Here is a 12167-nt window from a genome sequence, read left to right as displayed (position 1 = left end):
GGGCGTGCGCTCCGGTGGGTCCGGTGGCGGCGGGGGACCGCTGCCGCCGCCATCCCCGTGACCCTCGCGACCACCGGGCGCACCCGTCGGGGCCGGCGGATCAGGCGGTCCCGCCGGTCCTTCGAGGCCTCGCGGGTTCGGCGGCGCGTCAATACCGTTGGGCGCAACGGGGCCGATCACCGAGTCGGGAATCGCACCAGGCCGGACGTCGGTGACGTCGGTGGGCCGGGTCCCGACTCCGGGAACGTCGTCGAGTCCTTCCAGATCGTGTGATCCGAAGGTGGGTGCGGTGTCCGGCGCGGGGGCATCTGAATTGCCGAATCCACGGCGGGCCGCGTTGACGCCCTTGGCCGCGAGGCCGGTCTTGGACAACGCGCCACCCGGCAGGAACAGCGTTGCGACGTTGAAGCCTGCCTCACCGATGCCGCGGGCGGGATTGTCTCCGGTGATCTTGTCGGTGGCGAAGAACTCCTGTGCCACGGCTATTGCGACGTCATCTGCCTTCGTGGGGTCCTGGATGACCGCCCAGGCCGTCTCGGCCATGCCCTGCCAGGTATCGATGTCCGCCATCGCCACCGTCCCGGCAACCGTGTTGAGGACCCCGGTGAGGACTCCGGTGGTCAGGTCGGTCTGCACCTTGAACGCAGCGGAGATCGCGCCGCCGACCTCATCGCCGAGAAGTTCACGAAGCGTCACGTCGACGTGCTGTTGGAGTTTCGTCACGGTGTCGCCGAGAGCTTCGGTGAGCTCACCGAGGAGCGCCCCCACCGCTTTGACCTGACGCTGCATGTTGTCGAATGCGGTGTCGATATCGCGAGCGATCTCGCGCAGTATGTCGTCCGCCTCGCCGGTGACGATGCCCCCAAGGAAATCGAGTGCACCACCGAGTGAAAAGCGGTCCAGCAAGCGGCGAATCGCGTCCTGCGTCTCCTGCACGACGCGCGCGAAGTCCTCGACCAACGTCGCAAGCTCTGAGGCCCGAGAGGCCAAGTCGGAGACACCGGCCGCCAGGTCGTCGTGCGCCTTGGCGATCTGCGGGCCCTCGGGGATCTTCTGCGTCGACACGGCGGTCTTCGACCCGGCGACTTCGTTCCCGATCACGGAGAAGCCCTTGGCGAGGTTGCGCCATTGCTCGGCAGTGACGCGTAGCAGCGAGGGGTTGCCCGAAGGCCAGATCGCAAATCTCAAGAAGGGCAGCACAATCGGCCAGTTCGCCGGCGCATGCACCACGTTGCCGTTCGGAGACGCTGCGGCGTCGGCGGCTTTCGTCTCACTCGGCACCTCGCCCACCCGGCCGGTGGGCCCCGACCCTCCGATTGTGGAGACGGCATCGGCGTTCGCGTAGTTGTGTCCGCTGGCTTCCAATTTGTAGCCGACGGCTTTGAACGCGTTGGCCGCCGCAGCCAGGCCGTCGGAGAATTTCTGCGCCGTATCTTCGTACTGCAACGCGAATTCAAACCCAGCCGGATCCTTGCCCGAAGCTATGCCGTCGGACAGCATCGGGCCCAGCGCACCCATCAGCGCCGCCAGCTGACCGCCCAACGAGCCCATGCTCTTTCCGGCGCCGATGAGAATCTGCGGATCGACTTCGATCCGCACACTCAACGCCCCGCTGCCGGACGGCACTACTCGCCGTTCCCCCACATTTGAGCGTTGTTGCTCACCGCGCCCTTGTAATTCTTCTGCGCGGTGTCCGCGATCTTCTGCAACTGTGACAGCGCCGTCTTCATCTGCTCGGCGCCTGCGCGCCACTGCGCCTGAGCCTGGGCCTGGGCGTCCGAACCCTCGCCGTGCCAGGTCGCCCGCAACGCGGCCATGGCCTGGTCGACGTCTGCGAGGCACTCGTCGACTTGCCGCTGATAGGCCTCCATGTGCTCGATGGCCGCTGCCAGCTGGGCGAAATCGACCACCAGCGCGGCGCTCCCGCCGCCGCTACCCGGCACCGGAGGGCCTCGAGACACCCGTAGGGACAACGGCCGTCGGCGGGGGCTGCGGCACGGCGTCTACCGGAGCGCTCGATGATGCATGAGCCGCGGGCCCGTCCGCACCGGCCGGCTGCTCGGTCGCTTCGTCGCCGTCGCGATCCTCGGTCCCTTCCTCCGAAGGCTCGCGCTCGTCGTCCTGCTTGTCTGCGTCGTCCTTCTCGTCGGCTTGCGCGGCCTGTTGCGCCAACGCCGTCACGGCCTGCGCGATCCCGGCGGCGGCCTGCGCCAGACCGGCGGCAAGCTGCCCCGTCGCCTGCCCGAGCGCCTGTCCGGTCTGCGCCGCCGGCTGCCCGAGGTTCATCATCTCGGCCATCGCGCCGGTGCCGCCCTGAATGCTCGGGGCGCCATTACCCGCGCTGTGGCCGGCCGGCGCCGCCGCACCGGGCTCACTGGGGCTGCCACTCGGTGCCCCGCCGCTTGGTGCGCCGCCGGTCGGTTGGAACGACGAGCCAACGGCTTCAGCAGCCTGCTGATCGGTCGCGGTGTACTGCGCACCCGCGGCCTTGAGCGACTCCGACATCGACTGGAGCCCGCGGACCACCTGGCCCGCGCCGTTGTGCCAGTTGTCCCACTCGGCCGTGTAGGCCGTCGCGGCGCCGCCCTTCCAGCCTTTCGCCAACAGCTCGTCGACCGACAGGTCAACGGCAGACAGCCCGTCCTGCAGGCGCTGTCCGGCGTCCGCCAGCCGTGTGGCCGCCGACTCCAACTCCGAGACGACGACCTCTACCGATCCCCCCACCCGGCGAACCCCCAGTCACTAGACGGCCGGCTCCGTTACGCCCGCCGCAGCTTCCTCTCAGCTGCTACATGGCCGGATGAAAGCTTATCGACGGCCAGAGGGGGTCGAACGCACCAGTTACGCTCGCCGGTGGGCAGGAGCGGAGCGACCCGGGAGAAGTGAACAGCGTGCTCATCGCGATCGAGGGAGTGGACGGCGCGGGGAAGAACACGCTGACCACCGGGCTGCGGGCGTCGTTCGAGTCTTCCGGACGTTCGGTCGCCACCCTGGCCTTCCCGCGGTATCACCGGTCGGTCACCGCCGACCTCGCCGCCGAGGCCCTGCACGGTGCGCACGGCGACCTCGCCCAGTCGGTCCACGCGATGGCCGTGCTGTTCGCCCTCGACCGCGCCGACGCCCGCGACGAGATCGGGCACCTGAGCGCGGCCTACGACGTCGTCATCCTCGACCGGTACGTCGCCTCGAACGCCGCCTACAGCGCTGCCCGGCTCAGCCAGGGCGCCGACGGCGAGGTCGTGGAGTGGGTCCGCAGCCTCGAATACGACCGCCTCCGCCTGGTGGTGCCCGACTGGCAGCTGCTGCTCGACGTGCCGGTGGAACTGGCCGCCGCCCGCGCCGATCGGCGGGCCGAACAGGACGCCGCCCGCGCGAAGGACATCTACGAGCGCGACGGGGGGCTGCAGTCCCGCACCGCCGCGGTCTACCGGGAACTGGCGGCCCGCGACTGGAGCGGGCCGTGGCGCAGCGTCGGTCCCGACGTCGTCCCGGCACAGCTGGCAGCCGACCTGGGACGTTAGCCGACTCGCGGGTGCGCGCTAGCAGTGTTTTGTCGCGATCTGGTGACACCATGGACACCATGAGGCAAAGGATCCTGGTCGTCGATGACGACCCATCGCTGGCCGAAATGCTCACCATCGTCCTGCGCGGAGAAGGCTTCGACACCGCGGTGGTCGGTGACGGCACGCAGGCTCTCACCGCGGTCCGCGAGCTGCGGCCCGATCTCGTGCTGCTGGATCTCATGTTGCCCGGCATGAACGGCATCGACGTCTGCCGGGTCCTGCGCGCCGACTCCGGCGTGCCCATCGTCATGCTGACCGCCAAGACCGACACCGTCGACGTGGTGCTCGGGCTCGAGTCGGGCGCCGACGACTACGTGATGAAGCCGTTCAAGCCCAAGGAGCTCGTCGCCCGGGTGCGTGCCCGGTTGCGCCGCAACGACGACGAACCCGCGGAGCTGCTGTCCATCGCCGACGTCGACATCGACGTGCCTGCCCACAAGGTCACCAGGATGGGCGAACAGATCTCGCTGACGCCGCTGGAGTTCGACCTGCTGGTGGCGCTGGCACGCAAACCGCGCCAGGTGTTTACTCGAGATGTGCTGCTCGAACAGGTGTGGGGATACCGTCACCCCGCTGACACCCGTTTGGTGAACGTGCATGTCCAGCGGCTGCGGGCCAAGGTCGAGAAGGACCCGGAGAACCCGCAGGTGGTGTTGACCGTTCGAGGAGTGGGATACAAGGCCGGACCTCCGTGACCGTGGCCGCTCGGGCGGCGCCGTGATCTGGAGTTCGCGACGCCGCATCCACCGACGGTCGGCACCGCTGCTGCGCGGCCTCGGCACCCTGGGCCGCGCGCTCAGCCTGGCATGGCGCCGGTCGCTGCAGCTGCGTGTCGTCTCGCTCACGCTCGGGCTGTCGCTCGCGGTCATCCTCGTTCTGGGCTTCGTGCTCACCAGTCAGATCACCGACCGCATCCTCGAGGTGAAGGTCAAGGCCGCCACCGAGGAGATCGAGCGCGCCCGCAACACCGTCAGCGGCATCGTGGGCGGCGAGGAGAGCCGGTCGCTGGACAGCAGCCTGCAGTTGGCCCGCAACACCCTCATCGACCGCAAGGCCGAAGCGGGCGCCGGCCTCGGCGGTCCGTTCGACGCCGTACTCGTGGTCCCGGGCGACGGGCCGCGCGCCGCGACCGCCGCCGGGCCGGTGCAGCAGGTGCCCGAGGCGCTGCGCGACTTCGTCCAGGCCGGTCAGGTCAGCTACCAGTACGCCACCGTCACCACCGAGGGCTTCTCCGGACCTGCACTCATCGTCGGCAGCCCGACGTCGTCGCCGGTGACCAATCTCGAGCTGTACCTGATCTTCCCGCTGAGCAACGAGGAGAGCACCATCGCGCTGGTGCGCGGCACCATGGCCACCGGCGGCGTGGTGCTGCTCGGCCTGCTGGCCGCGATCGCCCTGCTGGTGGCCCGCCAGATCGTGCTGCCGGTGCGGTCGGCATCGCGGATCGCCGAACGGTTCGCCGAAGGCCATCTGACCGAGCGGATGCCGGTGCGCGGCGAGGACGACATGGCTCGGCTGGCGGTGTCCTTCAACGACATGGCCGAGAGCCTGTCGCGGCAGATCACCCAGCTCGAGGAGTTCGGCAACCTGCAGCGCCGCTTCACCTCCGACGTCAGCCACGAGCTGCGCACGCCGCTGACGACGGTGCGGATGGCCGCCGACCTGATCTACGACCACAGCGAGGATCTCGACCCGGCGCTGCGCCGCTCCACCGAACTCATGGTCAACGAGCTCGACCGGTTCGAGACGCTGCTCAACGACCTGCTCGAGATCTCCCGCCACGACGCCGGCGTCGCCGAGCTGTCGGTGGAGTCGGTCGATCTGCGCGACACCGTGCAGAGCGCGCTGGACAACGTCGGACATCTCGCGCAGGACGCCGACGTCGAGCTCATCGTCGACGTGCCCGGCGAAGAGGTGATCGCCGAGGTGGATCCCCGCCGCGCGGAACGCATCCTGCGGAACCTGATCGCCAACGCCATCGACCACGCCGAGCGCAAGCCGGTGCGCATCCGGATGGCCGCCGACGAGGACACCGTCGCCGTCACGGTGCGCGACTACGGCGTCGGGCTGCGGCCCGGTGAGGAGAAGCTGGTGTTCAGCCGGTTCTGGCGGTCTGATCCGTCGCGGGTGCGCCGCTCGGGTGGCACCGGGCTGGGCCTGGCGATCAGCATCGAGGACGCCCGGCTGCACCAGGGCCGGCTGGAGGCGTGGGGCGAGCCAGGCAAGGGGGCCTGCTTCCGCCTGACGCTGCCGCTGGTCCGCGGCCACAAGGTGACGACGAGTCCGTTGCCGCTCAAGCCCACCCGGCCCGACCGGGCGCCGCGACGCGGTGCGGTGGAGCGCGAACCGGCGGGGGAGAGCGTGTGAGGCGGATCCTGACCGCGGCGTGGCTGATGCTGTTCGCGGTCGCCATCGCGGGATGTGCCGGGGTACCGAGTTCGTCGGCGCCGCAGGCGATCGGGACCGTCGAGCGGCCGGCGCCGCCCAGCCTGCCCACACCGACACCCAACATGGATCCCGACGTGCTGCTGCGCGAGTTCCTGAAGGCCACCGCGGATCCGGCCAACCGGCACCTGGCGGCCCGGCAGTTCCTCACCGAGTCGGCGTCGCAGGACTGGGACGACGCCGGCAGCGCGCTGCTGATCGACCGGGTGGTGTTCGTCGAGACTCGCCGGCCCGACCGCGTCTCGGTCAGCATGCGCGCCGACATCCTCGGATCGCTGTCGGACATGGGTGTTTTCGAGACCGCGGACGGCGCGCTGCCCGACCCCGGCCCCATCGAGTTGCTCAAGACCCCGGGCGGCTGGCGGATCGACAGGCTCCCCAACGGCGTGTTCCTGGACTGGCAGCAGTTCCAGGCCACCTACAAGCGCAGCACGCTCTACTTCGCCGACCCCACCGGCGCCACCGTGGTGCCCGACCCCCGCTATGTCGCGGTGTCCGATCCCGACCAGTTGGCCACCGAACTGATCTCCAAGCTGATCGCCGGACCCCGGCCGGAGATGGCGAACACCGTGCGCAATCTGCTCGGCGCACCGCTGAAGCTGCGAAGCCCGGTGACCCGCGCCGACGGCGGCAAGACCGGCATCGGCCGCGGCTACGGCGGCGCCCGGGTGGACCTGGAGAATCTGTCGACCACCGATCCGCACAGCAGGCAACTCCTTGCCGCACAGATCATCTGGACACTGTCGCGGGCCGGGATCAACGGCCCCTACGTGCTCAGCGCCGACGGCGCACCCCTGGACGACCGGTTCGCCGACGGCTGGGAGACCTCGGACGTGGCGGCCACCGATCCGGGCGCCTTCCCCGGTGCGGCGGCCGGGCTGCACGCATTGGTCAACGGCTCGCTGGTGTCGCTCGACGGCCAGCGGGCGCCACGGATCGCAGGCTCGTTCGGGCAGGCGCCCAACCAGGCCTCGGCCGCGGTGTCGCGCAGCGGACAGGACGCCGCGTCGGTGGTGGTGCTGCGTCCGGGCGCGCCGGACATGTTGTCCTCGTTGTGGATCGGACCGCTGGGTGGGGCGGCAGGCCAGGCGCTCGAGGCGCGGAGCCTGACGCGGCCGAGCTGGTCGCTGGACAACGCGGTGTGGGTGGTGGTCGACGGCAACAACGTGGTCCGCGTGATCCGGGACGCTTCGGGCCAGCCTGCCCGCATCCCCGTCGACGTGGCGCCGGTGGCCACGAAGTTCCCCGGCCCGATCAGCGAGCTGCAGCTCTCCCGCGACGGGACGCGTGCGGCGATGGTGATCGAGGGTCAGGTGATCCTTGCCGGCGTGGAGCAGACCCCCACCGGCCAGTTCCTGCTGAACTACCCGCGTCGCCTCGGCTTCGGCCTCGGCAACACCGTGGTCTCCCTGTCCTGGCGCACCGGTGACGACATCGTCGTCAGCCGGCGCGATCCGCAGCACCCGGTCTCGTACGTGAACCTCGACGGCGTCAACTCCGACGGACCGAGCCGCAACCTGCTGATGCCGGTCACCACCGTGGCCGCCAACCCCTCCACGGTGTACGTCTCCGACCAGCGCGGGGTGCTGCAACTCTCGAGCGCCGCCGAGGGCGACCCGGCATGGTCGGAGGTGCGGCCGTTGATGAACGCCGGCGCCATCCCGGTGCTGCCCGGCTGATCTGCCGTTGAACCCTTCTCGTCCCTGTCCCGTTGAGCACAGCGAATGTGTCGCTCAACGGCGGCACCGGCGTACGGAAGGGTCAACAGATGAGGGTGACGGGTCCTGTCGCGACCTTGGGGGCGGTTGCCGCTCTGGGCGCAGGGTTGCTCCTGTTCAACGTGTCGAAAGAGGAGCCGCCCGCACCTCCGGCCTCGGCGTCGGTCACCGCGTCGGTCGCGGCCCCGTCCGCGCCGGCATCGCCGCCGCCCGCGCCACCCCGTCGGGCGTTCCCGGCCACGGCTGACTATGCCGGCGAGATCCCGACCCGCAGTGGTGTTCTCACCCTCGACATCACGGTGGACGGCCCGAAGGCGGTCGCCTATGCGTGCGACGCCAACATGATCGAGACGTGGCTCGAGGGCAGCGCCACCGACGGGACGGTGACGCTGTCGAACAAGGACCGCGCGAGCCGCCTGGAGGGTCGCCTCGAAGGGTCCGCCGTGGTGGGCACGTTGCGGATCGGCGAGAAGACGTGGGAGTTCACCGCGACCCGGGTGGGAGGCGCCGCCGATGAGTACTGAGACGCGAATCGGCGCCCCCGGCACGGGCAGGTCGTCGGGTGGCGTGCCCGTGCTGATCGCCGTCGCAGTCGGCGCGCTGGTCGCAGTGGCACTCGGTGTCTTCGGCAGAACGCATCAGCCGCAATTCTTCTCGGTCAACATCGCGGGCTTCTCCAGCGGGACGGCGGTGAAGTCCTGGCTGGCGACCCTGGCGGTACTCCTCGGGGTGTTCCAGCTCGGATCGGCGTTCGCGATGTACCGGTTGATTCCCGGCGGACGGGCGCCGTCGTGGATCGCTGCGGCGCATGTCTGGTCAGGACGGCTGGCGGTACTGGCCAGCGACCCCGTCGCCGTGCACTGCCTGTACGCCCTCGGATTCCAGTCGTCGGACAGCAGGGTTCTCCTGCACTCGCTGTTCGGTTGCCTCTTCTATGGCGTATTCGTGACGAAGATGCTGTTGCTCACCCGCAAGGGCCTCCCCGGGTGGATCATCCCTATCGTCGGCGGATTGGTGTTCTTCGGGCTCGTCTACGTGTGGCTCACCTCGGCGCTGTGGTTCTTCCAGACCACCGGCGTGACGTTCTGAACGGAAGGTCTCGACAGATGTTCCTCCACGACATCCTGCTGTCTCGCCAGAAGCTCATCGCCGCTGCCGGACTCGGTGCGGCGGCCACCGTGCTCAGTGCGTGTGCGACATACGGCAAGGAGCCCACGCCGGGCGGGGCACCGGCCCCAAACCCGGAGCCGGACGCCCCAGGTGCGCCGCCGACCGTGCAGGGCATCGCGAACACTGCCGACATACCGGTCGGATCCGGCCTGATCGTGGACGGCGTCGTGGTGACGCAGCCGTCCGAAGGGGTGTTCGCGGGGTTCTCCGCGGTGTGTACCCATGCGGGGTGCACCGTGTCCGAGGTCGTCGACGGCACCATCGTCTGCCCCTGTCACGGAAGCAGATTCAATCTGGACGGGTCGGTCGCGAACGGCCCCGCCTCTCGGCCGTTGGACACCAGAGCGGTCTCCGTCCGGGGTGACTCGATCGTCCTCGGCTGACCGTGTGCCCGGTGTCGCGCTGAATCGCCGAGCGCCGGTGTTCGGGCGGAGGGGCCGCGAAACAGCCCGGTTCGGGCGTCGACTTGCTTGACTGGCACGCACGCCACGTCTCACACCGCCGGTCCTCGGTGGTGACCCGTTCGACACGGGCGGGCGTCACGAAGGAGTCGGGAATGCGGGACAGGCGAATGGCTCTTCTGGTGGCGCTCGGCGTCGCCGCAACCGCGCTCGTGGGGTGTGGTTCGGGCGGTGACGGTGGCGACGACGCCGGCAGCAGCAGTGCTCCGGCCGACGGCGCCGGCCAGGACCCGAAGGACATGACGATGGTCAACGTCGTCAAGATCAAGGGCATCCCGTGGTTCGACCGCATGGCCGAGGGCGACGCGAGCTTCGCCGCGCGCACCGGCGTGCAGACCCGCCAGGAGGGTGCCGACGACACCAGCCCGGAGAAGCAGGTCCAGATCATCGCCGACCTGATTCCGCAGAACCCCACGGCCATCACCGTGGTGCCCAACTCACCCGAGGCGCTCCACGCGGTGCTCGGGCAGGCCCGCGGGCAGGGCATCAAGGTCGTCTCGCACGAGGCCACCGGTATCCAGAACGTGGACATCGACATCGAGGCGTTCGACAACGCCGCCTTCGGTGAGAGGATCATGCAGAACCTCGCCCAATGTATGGGTGGGCGGGGCGAATACGTCCAGTTCATCGGCGAGCCGACGGCGAAGACGCACATGCAGTGGGTCGATGCCGCGCGCGACCTGCAGGTCGCCGAGTTCCCGGACATGGCGCGGGTGGGAGACCCGATCGAGAGTGCCGACGACGAGCAGATCGCCTACGACAAGGCCAAACAGTTGCTGGCGCAGAACCCGGACATCAAGGGCTTCCAGGGCTCGGCGGCCAACGACGTGCCCGGCATCGCCAGGGCCGTCCGGGAAGCCGGCCGCCAGAACCAGACCTGCGTGATGGGCACCTCGGTTCCGTCATCGGCCGCCGAGCAGCTCGCCGACGGTTCCATCGACAAGATCTTCTTCTGGGACCCTGCCCTCGCCGGGGAGGCGCAGCTGCAGATCGCCCTGATGCTGGCACAGGGCCGGCCGATCGAGGCGGGCACCGATCTCGGGATACCCGGGTACGAGTCGCTGACCAAGATGGACGGCTACGACAACGTCTACGTCGGTGACGCGTCCTTGGAGGCCGACGCGAAAACCGTTTCGCAGTACAACTTCTGACGAGGCGGGGCGGCGCGGACGACGCCGTCAGGACGAGCTGATGCCGGGTATCCGCCCCTCGCGGAACGCCTCGACGAAATGGCGGTGATCGTCGCGCACCACCGCGCCGTACTCGAGGCCGAACGACACCAGGTCGTCGACGAACTCGTCGAGGTGGTCACCGATGACCGCGTCGATGGCCTCCTCGGTCTGGAAGTCGACCAGCGACTGGTCGCTGTCGGTGTCACCCACGCAGTGCACCTTGGCCACCGCCCGGCCCAACTGTTCGACGACCTCGCCCAGCTCATCGGGTTCGGTCAGCTCACTCCAGTCGAGATCGGCTTCGTACGGCGACAATTCACTCACCACGAATCCCTTCCCGTCGAGGTCGGTGTAGCCGAGCAGCGGGTCGGCATGGGCCTGCAGCGCGCGCTGCGACACCGCGGTGCGGTGCCCGTGATGGATGAAGTAGTCGTGCACCCGGCTGTCGGTGAGGACACGGCTCGGCGCGGCGACGTTGCCCTGCTTGACCGAGAGCACGGCATCGTTGTCGAGCGCCTGGTTGAAGCCTTCGATCAGCACGGTGTACGTCGGCAGCCCCGCACTGCCGATGCCGTGACCGCTCTTCCCGACCACGTCCTTGATGTCGTACGTGATGCCCTGGAACCGCTTGGTGCGCGGGATCGTCTGCAGATAGCGGTCGAAGGCCGACTCGATCTTGGCGCGCTCACCGTCGTCCAGGCGGCGCACCCCGGCAGTCTCGCGGAACTGCCGGTCCCACTTGTCGACGCGGGTGATGCGGTCGAGCATCTCGGAGCGCGTCGAGAGGCGGGCGCTCTGCAAGGTGTAGAGCACGGCGCCGCGAGCGGTGGTCAGGTTCAGCGAGAAGCTCGAGTCGTCGTCCTCGTCGAGGAACCATTTGATCTGGTCGGCGTAGGCACGGGCGAAGGTGTCGATCAGTTTGGAGATCTCCTCGTCCGAGAGCGCCTTCTGCCAGCACATCAGCGCGACGCTGGCCGCGAACCGCTTCAGGTCCCAGGTGAAGTGCCCGACGTAGGCCTCGTCGAAGTCGTTGACGTCGAAGATCAACACACCGGACCCGTCCATGTACGTGCCGAAGTTCTCGGCGTGCAGGTCGCCCTGGATCCACACCCGGCTGGTGCGCTCATCGGCCCACCTGTCGTCGCGGGCGGCCACGTCGGCGTAGAACAGGCAGGCGCTGCCCCGGTAGAACGCGAACGGTTCGGCCGCCATCTTCCGGAACTTCGTGCGAAAGGCGTCCGGATCGGCGTCCATGAGTTCCTTGAACGCCTTCACGAGGCAGTCGACGATGAACGACTCACGTTCGTCTTGCGGCATGGTCCCAGTACAGCGCGTGCGGAACCCGGGCGTGCGGTTGTCGGTGAACTGCCCGGCAGCCGGGGCTGTCGGTCCCGGGCGCGACACTGCCCTCATGCTCGACCTGGTGCTTCCGCTGGAGTGCGGTGGCTGCGGTGCGCCGTCCACCCGCTGGTGCGCGCGGTGCGCGGTCGACCTGCGGGTGCCACCCGATGCCCCGCACCTGATCACCCCGCGGGTGGATCCGGGCGTGCCGGTGTTCGCGCTCGGTCGCTACGTCGGCGCCCGGCGGCACGCCGTCGTCGCCGTCAAGGAGCGTGGCCGCGCCGACCTCGTCGCGCC

General features: G+C 69.3%; 12 protein-coding genes and 1 pseudogene. 9 read left to right on the top strand and 4 right to left on the bottom strand.

Annotated elements, in window-relative coordinates:
- The 3 genes from Q2100_RS22180 to Q2100_RS22170 form a co-directional block, all read right to left on the bottom strand.
- Positions 1-1599: WXG100-like domain-containing protein (locus tag Q2100_RS22180; RefSeq protein ID WP_456094144.1), on the bottom strand; the 1599-nt coding region annotated here is incomplete at its 3' end.
- A 26-nt stretch (positions 1600-1625) separates the two neighbouring features.
- Positions 1626-1943, bottom strand: a complete 318-nt coding sequence (locus tag Q2100_RS22175; protein WP_302915789.1) for a WXG100 family type VII secretion target — start codon at positions 1941-1943, stop codon at positions 1626-1628.
- Entirely contained in the window at positions 1933-2724 is a 792-nt protein-coding gene (locus Q2100_RS22170; RefSeq protein ID WP_302915788.1) for a WXG100 family type VII secretion target, read from the bottom strand. The genes Q2100_RS22175 and Q2100_RS22170 overlap by 11 nt, the downstream gene beginning before the upstream one ends.
- A gap of 167 nt (positions 2725-2891) precedes the next feature.
- Here Q2100_RS22170 and Q2100_RS22165 point away from each other — a divergent pair, with 167 nt between their 5' ends.
- The 8 genes from Q2100_RS22165 (at position 2892) to Q2100_RS22130 (ending at position 10508) form a co-directional block, all read left to right on the top strand.
- Positions 2892-3521, top strand: a complete 630-nt coding sequence (locus Q2100_RS22165) for a dTMP kinase (RefSeq protein WP_269894028.1) — start codon at positions 2892-2894, stop codon at positions 3519-3521.
- 50 nt (positions 3522-3571) lie between these two features.
- On the top strand, positions 3572-4258 hold the full coding sequence (mtrA, locus tag Q2100_RS22160) for a two-component system response regulator MtrA (RefSeq protein WP_264015934.1): 687 nt from the start codon (positions 3572-3574) through the stop codon (positions 4256-4258).
- A 22-nt stretch (positions 4259-4280) separates the two neighbouring features.
- Complete coding sequence (mtrB, locus tag Q2100_RS22155) at positions 4281-5930, top strand: MtrAB system histidine kinase MtrB (RefSeq protein WP_264015933.1); 1650 nt, start codon at positions 4281-4283, stop codon at positions 5928-5930.
- Between the two features lie 5 nt (positions 5931-5935).
- On the top strand, positions 5936-7687 hold the full coding sequence (gene lpqB, locus Q2100_RS22150; protein ID WP_372503819.1) for an MtrAB system accessory lipoprotein LpqB: 1752 nt from the start codon (positions 5936-5938) through the stop codon (positions 7685-7687).
- Between the two features lie 89 nt (positions 7688-7776).
- Positions 7777-8250 carry a hypothetical protein gene (locus tag Q2100_RS22145; protein WP_302915787.1) on the top strand — a complete coding sequence of 158 codons (474 nt, stop codon included), beginning with the start codon at positions 7777-7779 and terminating at the stop codon, positions 8248-8250.
- Complete coding sequence (locus tag Q2100_RS22140) at positions 8240-8815, top strand: DUF6529 family protein (RefSeq protein WP_302915786.1); 576 nt, start codon at positions 8240-8242, stop codon at positions 8813-8815. The genes Q2100_RS22145 and Q2100_RS22140 overlap by 11 nt, the downstream gene beginning before the upstream one ends.
- Positions 8816-8832: 17 nt before the next feature.
- Positions 8833-9279, top strand: a complete 447-nt coding sequence (locus tag Q2100_RS22135) for a QcrA and Rieske domain-containing protein (RefSeq protein WP_302915785.1) — start codon at positions 8833-8835, stop codon at positions 9277-9279.
- 173 nt (positions 9280-9452) lie between these two features.
- Positions 9453-10508, top strand: a complete 1056-nt coding sequence (locus Q2100_RS22130; RefSeq protein ID WP_302915784.1) for a substrate-binding domain-containing protein — start codon at positions 9453-9455, stop codon at positions 10506-10508.
- 27 nt (positions 10509-10535) lie between these two features.
- Here the strand turns inward: Q2100_RS22130 and Q2100_RS22125 are convergent, their stop codons facing one another.
- Positions 10536-11846: a DUF2252 domain-containing protein gene (locus Q2100_RS22125; protein WP_264015927.1), complete on the bottom strand. Its 1311-nt coding sequence runs from the start codon at positions 11844-11846 to the stop codon at positions 10536-10538.
- A 94-nt stretch (positions 11847-11940) separates the two neighbouring features.
- On the opposite strand from Q2100_RS22125, the pseudogene Q2100_RS22120 reads away from it, so the two are divergent.
- Positions 11941-12167, top strand: a pseudogene (locus Q2100_RS22120) (ComF family protein); the annotation flags it as partial.

The organism is Mycolicibacterium arseniciresistens, from assembly GCF_030519285.1.
Classification (GTDB): Bacteria; Actinomycetota; Actinomycetes; order Mycobacteriales; family Mycobacteriaceae; genus Mycobacterium; species Mycobacterium arseniciresistens.
Note: the sequence above shows the minus strand (reverse complement) of the source record. Positions and strands in the feature narration are given on the sequence as shown.

Excerpts from the sequence above, each read along its gene's own strand:
- Q2100_RS22145 (WP_302915787.1), top strand. The coding sequence starts at position 7,777 with ATGAGGGTGACGGGTCCTGTCGCGACCTTGGGGGCGGTTGCCGCTCTG.
- Q2100_RS22125 (WP_264015927.1), bottom strand. The coding sequence starts at position 11,846 with ATGCCGCAAGACGAACGTGAGTCGTTCATCGTCGACTGCCTCGTGAAG.
- Q2100_RS22130 (WP_302915784.1), top strand. The coding sequence starts at position 9,453 with ATGCGGGACAGGCGAATGGCTCTTCTGGTGGCGCTCGGCGTCGCCGCA.
- Q2100_RS22140 (WP_302915786.1), top strand. The coding sequence starts at position 8,240 with ATGAGTACTGAGACGCGAATCGGCGCCCCCGGCACGGGCAGGTCGTCG.
- mtrA (WP_264015934.1), top strand. The coding sequence starts at position 3,572 with ATGGACACCATGAGGCAAAGGATCCTGGTCGTCGATGACGACCCATCG.
- Q2100_RS22135 (WP_302915785.1), top strand. The coding sequence starts at position 8,833 with ATGTTCCTCCACGACATCCTGCTGTCTCGCCAGAAGCTCATCGCCGCT.